The following is a 13,649-nucleotide window of genomic DNA, read 5'->3' on the forward strand; positions in this document are numbered from 1 at the left end:
CCAGAATTATCACCGCGGTTGCAAGGTTTATCACAGGAGGTTAGGCTCCCCGCCCACGCAGGGAGAGGGGTCGCCTTGTCAATATATGATTGGAGCCTGTGGCAATGGCTCGGAATGCTTCAGCATGAGCTGTTGCTGTTTGCTGGCGTGTTTTTCCTGATTGGCGCGATCGACGATTTCGCCATCGATCTCGCATGGTTGTGGCTCCGGGTCACCGGGCGGCTGTCCACGCCGCGCATCAGGCGCGGCGACTGGCAAAGACGCGAACTGCATGGCAGCACCGCTATCTTCGTGCCCGCCTGGCAGGAAGCCGATGTCATATCGGAAACGATTTCCCATCTCCTTTCGGCGTGGCCGCAGGACAGACTGCGCCTTTACGTAGGCGTCTACCGCAACGACTTGGCGACCATGGAAGCGGCGATGCGCGGCGCCCCGGGCGATCCGCGACTCAGGGTCGTGCTTCACGACCGTATGGGGCCGAGCACCAAGGCCGATTGCCTCAACCGGCTCTTTGCCGCCATGCGCGAGGATGAACAGCGTAGCGGGTGCAGCTTTGCCAGCGTGGTGTTCCACGATGCCGAGGACCTCGTCGATCCGGCAGCGCTGGGCCTGCTCGACAGCGCAATCGATCATGGCGCGGATTTCGCGCAATTGCCGGTCGAACCCTTGCCACAGGGCGCGCGGCGCTGGCTCGGCAGCCATTATTGCGAGGAATTCGCCGAGGCCCATGGCAAGGCCATGGCGGTGCGCGATGCGCTCGGCGCCTCGCTTCCGGCAGCAGGAGTGGGCTGCGCGGTCCGGCGCGAAATGCTCGACCGCCTCGCTAAATTGCGCGGCGATGCATTGCCCTTTGCCTCGGATTCGCTGACCGAGGATTACGAACTGGGCCTTGCGATCGGCGCGATCGGCGGCACTTGCCGATTCGTGCGGGCGCGCGGCGAAGATGATCTCCTGGTCGCGACCCGCGCCTTCTTCCCCGCGCGGATCGATCACGTCGTTCGCCAGAAGACCCGCTGGGTGCACGGTATCGCGTTGCAGGGATGGGACCGGACCGGGTGGAGCGGAGGAGCCATCGAGAGATGGATGCGCGCCCGCGATCGCCGCGGCCCGTTGACCGCCCTCGTCCTGCTCATGGGTTACAGCCTGCTCGCGATCACGATTGTGCTGACAGCGGCGGTCGCAGCCGGATGGGCACAGCCTATCGCCCTGCCGCCGCTTCTCGCGGCGCTGCTGATTGCCAATCTCGGCTTCTTTGGCTGGCGGACGCTCTGCCGATTTGCCTTCACCGCGCGCAATTACGGTGTGCGGGAAGGGGTGATGGCGGTGCTGCGCATACCTGTCACCAATGTCATAGCGATCATGGCGGGGCGGCGCGCTCTCATCGCTTATGCGAGGACCCTGGCGGGGCGCGCGGTGAGCTGGGACAAGACCCCCCATGACCGCCACCCGGCGCGTTTCGATAGCGAGGCGGCCCGACCTGCCGCGATGTCGCTGGGAGCGCTCAGCCGATGACGCGGCCGATCGCCTCGCGCCGGCGCGGCATGCCGCTGGCCATGCTGTGCCTGATGCTGGGCGCATGGGTGATGGGTCGCGCCGCGGTGTGGGAAAACCCCTTTGCGATTGAAGCGCTTCCATTCGATCCGACGGCAATCCTTGCCGAGAACGCGCAAGGCGGCGCGGCGCTGAAGGGGGATGCGGAACCGCGCACAACCACGTTTGCACCAGCCATCGTGCGGACCAACCCAAGTGAACTGCCGCTCGCTCGACTCGCAGCCGCTTCTCGCCGCATCCAACCCCCAGAGCGCGCGGCCGCTTTTTCCCGGTCGAGCATGACCTCCGCGCTTGCTGCCGGTCACCACATGTTGATGGCGGCAGCCTTCCGTGTCGATTTCGGCGAGCGCGACCTGTCACGTTCTGAGCCCGGTAATGATGCGGGCTTGGCGCGCGCGCCTGCCTATGGCCCGGTCCGCCAGCCTGGTCCGGCGGCCCCCTTCGTGGTGCGCCTCCCGCCGCGCGCCGAGAGCGCGGCGGATCGCTGGTCGCTCGATGCCTTTGCCTTCTATCGCCAGGGTTCCGACGCCGCCTCGGTCACGCAAGGGCGCGCCCCGGTCTATGGTGCAAGCCAGGCCAGCGCCTCGTTCCGGTACCGGCTTGCACCGTCTTCGGGCCACGATCCGCGCGCCTTCGTGCGCGGCTATCGCGCGCTGGTCGATGGTGGCGAAAGCGAGGCGGCGGCCGGTGTCTCGGCCCGCCCGGTCGGAGCGCTCCCGGTTCGGGTCGCAGCCGAGTGGCGCGTAACCGATAATGCCTTTGGCACCGGGCATCGTCCGGCCGCCTATGTCGTGACCGAGTTCGCCCCGCTCGAACTCCCGCTCGGGATCCGCGCCGAAACCTATGCGAGCGCCGGCTATGTCGGAGGCGATGCCGCGACCGCCTTTGCCGATGGCCAGGCCGCAGTCACGCGCGATATCCTGGCCTTGCCCGGTCCGGGCCGCGATCCGGTCCGGTTGAGCCTGGGCGGGGGCGCCTGGGGCGGGGCACAGGAAGATGCCTATCGTGTCGATGTCGGTCCGACCGTGCGGTTCGATGTCACGCTCGGTTCGGTTCCGGCGCGGCTGTCTCTCGATTGGCGCGAACAGGTCGCGGGCGATGCCGCGCCCGGATCGGGCCTTGCCGCGACGCTTTCGACACGGTTCTGATAGCTTTATCCGAGCAGCACGCGAAAGCGCGCCTTCCAAGACTGCTGCTGCTGGGCTAATCGGCTCGGCATGGACGTTTACCTGCCCATCGCGAATCTCTCGGTGAACGGGTTGTTCATCGTGCTGCTGGGCGGCCTGACAGGAATCCTGTCGGGCCTGTTCGGGGTTGGCGGCGGCTTCCTGACGACTCCTTTGCTGATCTTCTACGGCATTCCGCCCACCGTGGCCGCGGCATCGGCAGCGACCCAGGTGACAGGCGCGAGCGTTTCGGGCGTCATCGCGCATGGCAAGCGCGGAGGGGTCGATTACCGCATGGGGCTGGTCATGGTCGCGGGCGGCGTGATTGGTGCGCTGTTCGGCGCCTTGCTGTTCCGCCTGCTTCAGGCGCTGGGGCAGATCGATGTCGTCATCAACGTGCTCTATGTCGTCATGCTCGGCACGATCGGGTCGCTGATGATGCGCGAGGCGCTCGATGCGCTGGCTCCCGGTCGCAAGGGCGACACCCGCCCTGCCAAGCGCCGGCATCACCCGCTTGTCGCAGGCTTGCCCTTCCGCACGCGCTTCTATGCCTCGGGCCTCTACATCTCGCCGCTCGCTCCGCTGCTCCTGGGCGTGATCGTCGGCGTGCTGACCATGCTGATGGGGGTCGGCGGAGGGTTCATCCTCGTCCCGGCCATGCTCTACATTCTCGGCATGAGCGGCAATGTCGTGGTCGGCACATCGCTGTTCCAGATACTCTTCGTCACCATGGTCACCACGATGACTCATGCGCTGACCACAAAGGCGGTCGATATCGTGCTCGCCGGCCTCTTGCTGCTCGGCTCGGTCCTCGGCGCGCAGTTCGGCACCCAGATCGCGATGAAGGCGCGGCCTGAAATCCTGCGGTTCATTCTCGCCGCGATCGTCATCCTCGTCGCGCTGCGCATGTTGTACGGCCTTGGCGTGCAGCCCGACGAGATATACACGGTCAGCCCGCTGTGAGCGCGCGGCGGCGAAACTGGCTTGGAGCGCTGTTCCTGCTGCTCGCAGCGCCTCTCCTGACGGCTCAGCGCGAGCCGGTGCTGGTGCCCGAAGTCAGCCAGTCGCGGATCGAGGTGCGCCAGGGCTTCACCGGGGCGAACCTGCTTCTGTACGGCGCGGTGATCGATCCTGCCGGCCCGGTGCGCGACACCGCCTATGACATCGTCGTCGTGCTCAAGGGCCCGACCGAACCGATCCGGCTGCGCGAGAAGGACCGGATCGCAGGGATCTGGATGAACGCGGGGTCGAGCGATTTCCGCTCGGCGCCGTCGTTCTTCGCGGTCTCTTCCTCGCGTCCCATCGAACAGATTGTCGACCCGCGCACAGCCGCGATCTACGAGCTGGGGACCGAGTTCATTCAGCTCAGCCCGACCGGCCAGATCGAACCGGCCGAACAGGCGCGCTATGCCCGCGGCCTCGTCGAAACCCGCGAGCGCGCGGGCCTTTACAGCGAGGATGCCAGCGGCGTGCGGATCAGCGAGGGCGTGCTTTACCAGGCGCGCATCGCGCTGCCCTCGAACGTGACCACAGGGCGATACACCGCCGAAACCTTCGCGATTGCCAATGGCCGGGTGCTCGCCAGTGCCACCGCAGATATCGAGGTGGTCAAGGTCGGGCTTGAGGGGACGGTGGTCTATTTCGCCGACCGTTACGCGCTGTTCTACGGGCTCGGAGCAATCGCGCTCTCGCTGTTCATGGGCTGGCTCGCCGGAAGGCTTTTCGCGCGGGGCTGACAAGCTGGCGGCGCCCCGCGGCGTTGACTCGTTCTTAACCTCGATCGGGCACTGTGATGGTGCGGGAGAAAGCCGGTGCATGGGCGCCGTGCGCCCCGCATGAGGGCACAGGAACTTGCGCGCATGACCGATATGGGCAACCACGATTTCAACCGGCAGGCCGGGGCAGACCAGACGGCCGAACCCGCCTCGCCTCAGGACAATGCGCGGCTTCCGATCGGCATCGTCCTCGAGGTCTCGGGCTCGGGCTCGCAGATCGCACTCGACTTGCAGCGGCTGAACGAGTGCATGGGAAGCGATGACCGCTCGGTCGCGCTTGCCGGACAGGTCGGCAGCCAGATCAAGATCCGCGTCGGCAATGCCTGGCTGCTCGCCAATGTCCGCGACCAGCGCAAGGACCGCAGAGCGGAAAACGGCATCATCGCGCATATCGACTTTCTCGGCGAGGGCTCCGAGGAAAAGCTTACCGGGCGCATTCACGGCTTCAAGCGCGGTGTGACCCGCTACCCGGTGCCCGGCGCGATGGTCTTTCCCGCTACCACCAGTGACCTCGAACAGATCTATGCCAGCGACGGGCGCGCCAATATCACTGTCGGCACTGTCTTCCCGACCAAGGACATCCGCGCAGGCCTCTATATCGATGCCATGCTCGGCAAGCACTTCGCGCTGCTCGGCTCGACCGGTACCGGCAAGTCGACCAGCGCCGCGCTGATCCTTCACCGGATCTGCCAGGCCGCGCCCGATGGCCATATCGTCATGATCGACCCGCACGGCGAATATTCCGCCGCCTTCCGCAATACCGGGCAAATCCTCGACGTGTCGAACCTTCAGATGCCGTATTGGCTGATGAATTTCGAGGAGCACTGCGAAGTGCTGCTCACCAGCGACGGCAATGAACGCCAGGTCGACATGGACATTCTCGCCAAGTGCCTGCTGCATGCGCGGAGCAAGAACCGGCTGGCGGAAACCATGGGCAAGATCACCGTCGATTCGCCCATTCCCTATCTGCTTTCCGACCTGTCGACCAAGCTCAAGGACGAGATGGGCAAGCTCGACAAGGCGACCAGTTCGGCGCCCTATATGCGCATTTCCGGCAAGCTCGAGGAACTGAAGGCCGACCCGCGCTACCAGTTCATGTTCTCGGGCATGCTGGTCGGCGACACCATGGCCGATTTCATCTCCAAGGTGTTCCGGATGCCGGGTGACGGCAAGCCGATCTCGATCATCGACGTCTCGGGCGTGCCGTCCGACATCACCTCGACCGTGGTCGCGGTGCTCAGCCGGCTGGTCTTCGACTTCGCGATCTGGGGCCGCGAGGAAAAGACCCGGCCAATCCTGCTGGTGTGCGAGGAAGCCCACCGATACGTTCCCAACGAGAAGAACTCGGACGGCTCATCGGTCGCCAAGATCCTTTCGCGGATCGCCAAGGAGGGCCGCAAATACGGCATCAGCCTGGGCCTTATCACCCAGCGTCCCTCGGACCTTGCAGAAGGCGTGTTGTCACAATGCGGCACCATCCTTTCCATGCGTCTCAACAATGACCGCGACCAGGCTTTCGTGAAGGCCGCCATGCCCGAAGGCGCGCGCGGTTTCCTCGATTCGATCCCCGCTCTGCGCAACCGCGAATGCATCATTTGCGGCGAGGGCGTCGCGATCCCGATCCGCGTCAATTTCGACACGCTCGAAGAGCACAAGCGCCCCGCATCCGAAGACCCCAGCTTTGCCGAGCTTTGGCAGCAGGGCGGCGGCGAGGACGAGCTGGTCGAACGCGTCGTGCTGCGCTGGCGCTCGCAGGGCTAAGGGCCACTCGCCCCGGCTGGTCACGTCCCGCGCGTATCGCCGTACAGGTGAATGTGCAGCCGGTCGGACATGCGAAACCCAAGTTCGAGACACAGCGGCGCAAGCCATTGCTGGCGCGCGCGCAACTCGGCGCTCGAAGTCCCCTCGGCCATCAGGAACACCCGCTCGGCAGGCACGCGGTAGCGGGCCACCAGGGCGGCAGCCTCGGCGGCGTCTTCGGGCGATGCGACGACGAACTTGAAGAAGGCGCGCGGGTCGCAGGCATAGGCTTCGAGCCGTTCGTCGATCAGCGCCAACTCTGCCGGATTGCCCGAATGGGCGAGCTTGGGGCTGACATTGTACTGGTCGACGCGGATATCGACATGCGCGCTGGCGCGCACGGTGCCGTTGGTCTCGATCTCGACCGCGATATCGGGAAGGTGGGCGAGCATGTCGGCGAGCGCGCCCGATTGCAGCAAAGGCTCGCCGCCGGTGATCACCAGCCGGTCCTGCCCCAGCGCGGCGATGCGTTCGGCTGCCTCGACAGGGGACAGCTTTACCTGGTTGGCCTTGCGATCATAGGTCGTGCCGCCCTCGTGCGGGCGCTCGTCGCCGGTGAAATGCCAGGTATAGGGGGTGTCGCACCACACGCAGGCAAGGTTGCAGCGCGACAGCCGGACAAAGGCGACCGGGCGGCCCGCGCTCGGCCCTTCGCCCTGAAGCGAGGCGAAAATTTCCGCTTCGCCATCATCACCGGTGGCACAGATCAGCGCCATGCAAATCCTCCCGCGCGCCCACTCGCTTCACCGCAGGTGAAGCACGGCTGGAACAGGTGGAACACTGTCCTGGCGCAAAAATCCAATCGATCACAGGCGCGGCTATTGATCGGTTTTTCCGATCGTGGGGAGAGGCGCGCGCAGCAGGTCATGGCAGGGTGATCGCACGAATGGCGCGGGTAGGAAACTAGCCCAGCCGCGCCAGCGCCGCGGTCAGCCGCTCGACCTCGGCCGAATGGTGCGCGTGGTCGGCGCGCGCCTTCTCGACCGCCTCGGGCTTGGCGCGCTCGACGAAATTGGCGTTGGAGAGCCTTCCCTCGAGGCTCCTGGCCTCCTTCTGGCTGGCCGCAAGCGCCTTTTCGAGCCGCGATTTTTCCGCCTCGATATCGATGATGCCTTCGAGCGGGATGATGAACACGTCACCCAGCGCGGTCACTTGCATCGCCGGACCATCGGGGGCTTCGCCCACGGTAACCGGCGCGAGGCGCGCAAGCCGCTCGATTGCCGCGCTCGACCGCTCGATCGTCGCCTTGGCAAGCTCGGATGGCTCGGGCACGAAGGCTGCAAGTTTTGCCCCCGGCGCGATGCCGAGCTCGTTCCTCGCCGAGCGGACATTGCTGGTGAGGTCGATCACCCAGTCGATCGCATCGGTGGCCTGCTTGCTCACCTGCCCACGCGGATCAGGCCATTTGGCCACGATCAGGTCGTAAGCACGCTCGCTCCCGGCGGTGCGCGCCTGTGCGTGCCACAGCTCCTCGGTGATGAAGGGCATGAAGGGGTGGAGCATGACGAGGATCTGGTCGAGCGCCCAGCCGGCGACCGCGCGGGTCTCGGCAGCGGCGTCCTCGCTCGCACCCTCGGCAAAGACCGGCTTGATCAGTTCCAGATACCAGTCGCAGAACCGGCTCCAGGTGAACTGGTAGATCGCATTGGCCGCGGCATCGAAGCGCAGGTCTTCCATCGCGCTCTCGATCTCGGCGCAGGCTTGCTGCACTTCGCCGATGATCCACTGGTTGGCGGCGAGCCGGGCTTGCGGCGCCTTGACCGTGTCGGACGCGCCGATGCCGTTCGACTGGCAGAACCGCGCCGCGTTCCACAGCTTGGTCGCGAAATTGCGGTATCCCTCGACCCGCTTCTCATCCATCTTGATGTCGCGGCCCTGGCTTTCCATCGCCGCCATGAAGAAGCGCAGCGCATCAGCGCCATATTGGTCGATGAGGCCGAGCGGGTCGACGACATTGCCCTTGGACTTGCTCATCTTCGCGCCGTCGGCGGCGCGCACGAGGCCGTGGAGATAGAGGCGCGGCCACGGCGCCTCGCCCATGTTGTAATTGCCCATCATCATCATTCGCGCATCCCAGAAGAACAGGATGTCGAAGCCCGAGACGAGCAGCGAATTGGGGAAGTGCTTGTCGAGCAGCGGCGTCTTGTCGGGCCAGCCGAGCGTTGCGAACGGCCACAGCGCGGATGAAAACCACGTATCGAGCACGTCGGGGTCGCGGGTCAGGGCGACGCCTTCGCCCGCCTGAGCCTGCGCTTCTTCCTCGGACGGTGCGACATAGACATTGCCATCGCCGTCGAACCAGGCCGGGATCTGGTGGCCCCACCATAGCTGGCGCGAAACGCACCAGGGCTGGATGTTCTCCATCCAGTTGAAGAAGGTCTTTTCCCAGGACTTGGGCACGATTTCGACTTCGCCCGAGCGCACCTGCGCGATCGGCTTTTCGGCCAGTTTCGCGGCATCGACATACCATTGATCGGTCAGCCACGGTTCGATCACCACCCCGCCGCGATCGCCGAATGGCGTCGCGATCTGCCGGGGTTCGGCGTCCATTTCGACCTCTTCGCCCTTCTTGGTCTTCGCGATGTGCGGGATCAGGTGGCCGCTTTGCTTGAGGCGTTCGATCACCAGTTCGCGCGCGCCCTTGGCCTCGCCCGCGACCTTTTCGGCGCGGAAGCGGTGAAGGCCGAGAAACTCGTCCGGGATCAGCCCGTCCGCGACCTGGCAGACATTGGCGTTCTCGTCGAACATGTTGAGCATGTCGGCAGGCGCGATCCCTGCGCGCTTTCCCACCTCGAAATCGTTGAAATCGTGGCCCGGCGTGATCTTCACCGCGCCCGAACCGAGTTCGGGATCGGCGTGTTCGTCGGCGACGATCGGAACCCGCCTGCCGGTGATCGGCAGGACGACATGCTTGCCGATCACGGACTTGTAGCGATCGTCGGACGGATGCACCGCGACCGCCATGTCGGCGAGCATGGTTTCGGGCCGGGTGGTGGCGACCTCGATATAGTCCTGACCGTCATCGAGCGTCACGCCGTCTTCGAGCGGGTATTTGAAGTGCCAGAATTGGCCGGCAATCGTCTGCTGTTCGACCTCGAGATCGCTGATCGCGGTCTTGAGCTTGGGGTCCCAGTTCACCAGCCGCTTGTCGCGGTAGATGAGGCCGTCATTGTAAAGGTCGACAAAGGTCTTGAGCACCGCCTTGGTGAAATGCGGGTCCATCGTGAACTGTTCGCGCGACCAGTCCATCGAACAGCCCAGCCGCCGCAGCTGGTGAGTGATCTTGCCGCCGGATTCGGCTTTCCATTCCCACACCTTGTCGACGAATTGCTCGCGGCTGTAATTGGTGCGCTTGTCCTGGCGCTCCTCCATCTGGCGCTCGACCACCATCTGCGTGGCGATCCCGGCATGGTCGGTGCCAACCACCCACAAAGCGTCCTTGCCGCGCAGCCGCTCGTAGCGGATCACGATGTCCTGGAGCGTGTTGTCGAGCGCGTGGCCAATATGCAGCGACCCGGTCACGTTGGGCGGCGGGTTGACGATGGTGAACGGCTCGGCATCGGGGCGTTCGGGTCGGAAGCCGCCGCTCTCTTCCCAATGCGTGTACCAGCGCGTCTCGATCGCGGCGGGGTCGAAGGTCGTGGATAGCTCGGTGCTCATAGGGCAGCGCCAATGCCATTGCCGCCGCGCTCTCACAACCGCTTATTGCAGCCGAGCCGCCGCGCGAGGCCGCCTGCGCAACTTGGCGCTTGTTTGCGCGGGGTTTTGTCCGCATATCCTCCCCGCAATGGAAGCGGTGGCCCAGTACAGGATCGAGGACGAGGGCAGCAGGGTCGTGCTGAGCGGGCCGCTGCTCGTCTCCAGCGTCGGGCCGCTCGAACCCGAATTGCGCGCTCTCGAAGGCGATATCGCCACCGTCGACATCTCCGAGGTCACCGCGATCGACACGGTCGGCGCCTGGGTCGCGTGCAGCCTTTCGGCAGAGCACGGGGCCACGCTCACCGGCGCGTCCAAGCAGGCGCAAGCGCTGCTCGACGCGGTCGAGAGCGCCGGCAACAGCGCCGAGATCCGCCCGCCGCGCGTGCCGGTATGGGAGCGCGTGCCCGAGGCGCTGGGCGAAAAGGTCGCCAGTGCGCGGATCGGGGCGACCGGGGTGATCGGGTTTCTCGGCCAGATCGTGCTCGGCTTTGCATCGCTGATCGCGCATCCGCGCCGCATTCCCGGCCGCGCGATCGTCCGGCAGATGGAACTGGTGGGCGTGTCTGCCCTGCCGATCATCGGCCTCATGAGCTTTCTCATCGGCATCGTCATCGCCCAGCAGGGCGCGGTGCAATTGTCGCAATTCGGGGCCGAGACGCTGACGGTCAATCTCGTGGGCCGCATAACCTTGCGCGAACTGGGCGTGCTGATGACCGCGATCATGGTCGCGGGCCGTTCGGGCAGCGCCTTTGCCGCGCAGATCGGGACGATGAAGCTGACCGAGGAGATCGACGCGATGCGCACGATCGGCATCTCTCCGATCGAGGTGCTGGTGATCCCGCGCATCATCGCGAGCACGCTGATGATGGTGCTGCTGGGCTTCTACGCCTCGGTCGTCGCGATCGTCGGCGGCGCGGTGATCGGGCAATTCGCGCTCGGCATCCCGTTCTTCACCTTCCTCGAACGCATCCAGGAAGTGGTGCCGATGCACGATGTCTGGGTCGGGCTGGTGAAAGCGCCGGTCTTCGGGCTGATCGTGGCGCTCGCAGGGTGCTATAACGGCATGCAGGTGCGCGGCAATTCGGAAGAGGTCGGCATCCGCACCACGATGGCGGTGGTCTCGGCGATCTTCGCGGTGATCGTGCTCGACGCCTTCTTCGCAGTGTTCTTCACCGAAATCGGCTGGGGCTAGGGCGATGGCGATGCACGAACGTTTCAGCACCGATCCGCCGATCGTGATCCGCGGCCTCGTCAACCGCTTCGGCGATATCGCGGTGCATGACGGGCTCGATCTCACGGTCAAGCAGGGCGAGATCCTAGGGGTGGTCGGCGGTTCGGGCACCGGCAAATCGGTGCTGATGCGCTCGATCATCGGCCTGCAGATGCCCGACGAGGGCGAGATCGAGGTGTTCGGCAAGTCGATCACCGATGCCGAGCCCGACGAAGTGCTCGGCGTGCGCAATCGCTGGGGGGTGTTGTTCCAGGGCGGGGCGCTGTTCTCGACGCTCACCGTGGGCGAGAATGTCGAAGTGCCGTTGAAGCAGTTCTTCCCCGAGATCGACGACGAGCTGCGCAAGGAAATCGCGCGCTACAAGGTGCTTCTCTCGGGGCTTCCCGAAGAAGCGATCGCCAAATATCCCTCCGAGCTTTCGGGCGGGATGAAGAAGCGGGCCGGGCTCGCCCGCGCGCTCGCGCTCGATCCCGAACTGCTCTTCCTCGACGAGCCCACGGCAGGGCTCGACCCGATCGGCGCGGCCAAGTTCGACCGCCAGACGCGCGAACTGGCGCAGGTGCTCGGGCTGACCGTGTTCCTCATCACCCACGACCTCGATACGCTTTACGAGATCTGCGACCGCGTCGCGGTGCTCGCCGACAAGAAGGTGATCGCGGTCGGCACCATCCCCGAACTGATGGAAATCGGCCATCCGTGGATCGAGGAATATTTCAACGGCCCGCGCGGGCGCGGTGCCCAGGCGGCCAAGGTGCGGCAGGACCGCCGGGCGGGAACGTCTTGACCCGATACGCGATGGACAATGGCATGGACATCAAGCGGTTCGACCGTTCATAGGAAGGCGCAATGGAGACGAGAGCCAATCACCTCTGGGTCGGGACCGTGGTCCTCATATTGCTGGTCGCGATGGCGGCGGCGATCATCTGGATCGCGCGGCTGGGGCAGGGCTCGCAGACCGAATACGACATCTTCTACAGCCAGGCTGTCTCTGGCCTCGCCAATGGCAGCCAGGTTTCCTATGCCGGGGTCCCGGTGGGCCAGGTGGTGGGCATCGCCCTGTCCGAAGACGATCCCGAATTCGTGCGCGTGCGGATCAAGGTCCGCGACGAAGTGCCGATCCTGGTCGGCACCACCGCGACCATCCAGTCGAGCTTTACCGGCGTCTCGACCATCCTGCTCGACGGAGCGCGCAAGGACGCGCCGGCGATCACCTGCGAGACCACTGCGTGCCCCGAAGGCCGCCCGGTCATCCCGCCGCGCGATGGCGGCATCAACGCGCTCCTGAACTCCGCGCCGCTGCTGCTCGAAAGGCTGGCGACGCTGACCGAGAACCTGAACCTGCTGCTCGGCCCGGAAAACCAGCAGCAGATCACCGCGATCCTCGAAAACTCGAACCGGCTCACCGCCGAACTCGCCCAGGCCGCACCGCGGCTCGAAGGGACCTTCGCCGAGCTCGAGACCGCGCTGCGCGAAGCGGGCGAGGCGCTCGACGCCTTCGAACAGGCGACCGCGACCACCGATCGCCTGCTCAACGAAGAAGGCCCGGCACTCGCAGCCGAACTGCGCGGCACCCTGTCATCGGCCAATGATGCCGCCGCCGCGCTTGCTGCCACGCTCGAGGATACCCGGCCCGCCGCGCGCCAGCTGCGCGAATCGACGCTGCCCGCGGCCGAGGCGACCCTGCGCGATTTGAGAACCACCAGCCGCAGCCTGCGCGCGATCACCGAACAGCTCGAAAACCAGGGCGCGGGTTCGCTGATCGGCGGGCAGAAACTGCCGGACTACGAACCATGATCGGGGCCAATGGCATGAAGACAATGCGCAATTTCACCGCCCTTGCAGCGCTCGGCCTCGCGCTTGGCGGCTGTATCAGCCTCGGCAGCGAACCGCCCGAAAGCCTGATCACCCTGTCGCCCATCGCCGGTGCGAGCGGGGATGCGGCGATGACCGGGACCAGCAATGCCGGAGCGATCGCGGTGCTCACGCCCGAGGTCCCGGCCAAGCTCAACGTGACGCGCGTGCCGGTCCATGTCTCGGACACCGAGATCGCCTATCTCCAGGACGCGGTCTGGGTCGAGAAGCCTTCGCGGCTGTTCCGCCGCCTGCTCGGCGAGACGCTGCGGATGCGCGGGGCGGGGCTGGTGCTCGACACCGAAGACACGCCAACGGTCGCGACGCGCTATGTGCGCGGAACGCTGCTCGACATGGGCTATGACGCGCCCAGCTCGTCAGTTGTGGTGCGCTTCGATGCGATGCGGACCGAGGAAAGCGGCGCTGTCACCGCGCGCCGGTTCGAAGCGCGCGAGAGCGGGATCGCCCCCGATGCGGCCAGCGTGGCCCCGGCGCTCAACCGCGCCGCCAACCGGGTCGCAGGCGAGGTCGCTGACTGGGTCATCGGCGGGGCCTGACCCGTTCGGGCGCGGCGCG

General features: G+C 65.8%; 11 protein-coding genes. 9 read left to right on the forward strand and 2 right to left on the reverse strand.

Annotation, left to right across the window (positions count from 1 at the left end; translation table 11 throughout):
* Nucleotides 1-75 precede the first annotated feature (75 nt).
* From ACKTSM_RS04765 to ACKTSM_RS04785, 5 genes are all read left to right on the forward strand, one after another.
* Nucleotides 76-1,512 carry a glycosyl transferase family protein gene (locus ACKTSM_RS04765; protein ID WP_407875980.1) on the forward strand — a complete coding sequence of 479 codons (1,437 nt, stop codon included), beginning with the start codon at nt 76-78 and terminating at the stop codon, nt 1,510-1,512.
* The gene (locus ACKTSM_RS04770; RefSeq protein ID WP_407875981.1) at nt 1,509-2,699 is read left to right on the forward strand and encodes a hypothetical protein; all 1,191 of its coding nucleotides are present in this window, start codon (nt 1,509-1,511) and stop codon (nt 2,697-2,699) included. The genes ACKTSM_RS04765 and ACKTSM_RS04770 overlap by 4 nt, the downstream gene beginning before the upstream one ends.
* 69 nt (nt 2,700-2,768) lie before the next feature.
* The gene (locus ACKTSM_RS04775; protein ID WP_407875982.1) at nt 2,769-3,680 is read left to right on the forward strand and encodes a sulfite exporter TauE/SafE family protein; all 912 of its coding nucleotides are present in this window, start codon (nt 2,769-2,771) and stop codon (nt 3,678-3,680) included.
* Nucleotides 3,677-4,453, forward strand: a complete 777-nt coding sequence (locus ACKTSM_RS04780) for a TIGR02186 family protein (RefSeq protein ID WP_407875983.1) — start codon at nt 3,677-3,679, stop codon at nt 4,451-4,453. Before ACKTSM_RS04775 ends, ACKTSM_RS04780 begins: the two co-directional genes overlap by 4 nt.
* Nucleotides 4,454-4,576: 123 nt before the next feature.
* Nucleotides 4,577-6,253 carry an ATP-binding protein gene (locus ACKTSM_RS04785; RefSeq protein WP_407875984.1) on the forward strand — a complete coding sequence of 559 codons (1,677 nt, stop codon included), beginning with the start codon at nt 4,577-4,579 and terminating at the stop codon, nt 6,251-6,253.
* 20 nt (nt 6,254-6,273) lie between these two features.
* On the opposite strand, the gene ACKTSM_RS04790 is transcribed toward ACKTSM_RS04785, so the two are convergent.
* Together ACKTSM_RS04790 and ACKTSM_RS04795 are read right to left on the reverse strand one after the other, a co-directional pair.
* Nucleotides 6,274-7,008, reverse strand: coding sequence for a 7-carboxy-7-deazaguanine synthase QueE (locus ACKTSM_RS04790; RefSeq protein ID WP_407875985.1), 735 nt, complete (start codon nt 7,006-7,008; stop codon nt 6,274-6,276).
* 187 nt (nt 7,009-7,195) lie between these two features.
* Nucleotides 7,196-9,952 (reverse strand): valine--tRNA ligase, encoded by a 2,757-nt coding sequence (locus ACKTSM_RS04795; protein WP_407875986.1) that lies wholly within the window; start codon nt 9,950-9,952, stop codon nt 7,196-7,198.
* Nucleotides 9,953-10,079: 127 nt separating this feature from the next.
* Between ACKTSM_RS04795 and ACKTSM_RS04800 the strand changes: the two genes are divergently transcribed.
* The 4 genes from ACKTSM_RS04800 to ACKTSM_RS04815 all read left to right on the forward strand — a co-directional run bounded on the left by ACKTSM_RS04800 (nt 10,080) and on the right by ACKTSM_RS04815 (nt 13,630).
* Complete coding sequence (locus tag ACKTSM_RS04800; RefSeq protein ID WP_407875987.1) at nt 10,080-11,183, forward strand: ABC transporter permease; 1,104 nt, start codon at nt 10,080-10,082, stop codon at nt 11,181-11,183.
* A gap of 4 nt (nt 11,184-11,187) precedes the next feature.
* Entirely contained in the window at nt 11,188-12,006 is an 819-nt protein-coding gene (locus ACKTSM_RS04805; protein WP_407875988.1) for an ABC transporter ATP-binding protein, read from the forward strand.
* 62 nt (nt 12,007-12,068) lie between these two features.
* Entirely contained in the window at nt 12,069-13,016 is a 948-nt protein-coding gene (locus ACKTSM_RS04810; protein ID WP_407875989.1) for an MlaD family protein, read from the forward strand.
* A gap of 14 nt (nt 13,017-13,030) precedes the next feature.
* On the forward strand, nt 13,031-13,630 hold the full coding sequence (locus ACKTSM_RS04815) for an ABC-type transport auxiliary lipoprotein family protein (protein WP_407875990.1): 600 nt from the start codon (nt 13,031-13,033) through the stop codon (nt 13,628-13,630).
* Nucleotides 13,631-13,649: the final 19 nt, after the last annotated feature.

The organism is Qipengyuania nanhaisediminis, assembly GCF_045862805.1.
GTDB lineage: Bacteria > Pseudomonadota > Alphaproteobacteria > Sphingomonadales > Sphingomonadaceae > Erythrobacter > Erythrobacter nanhaisediminis_A.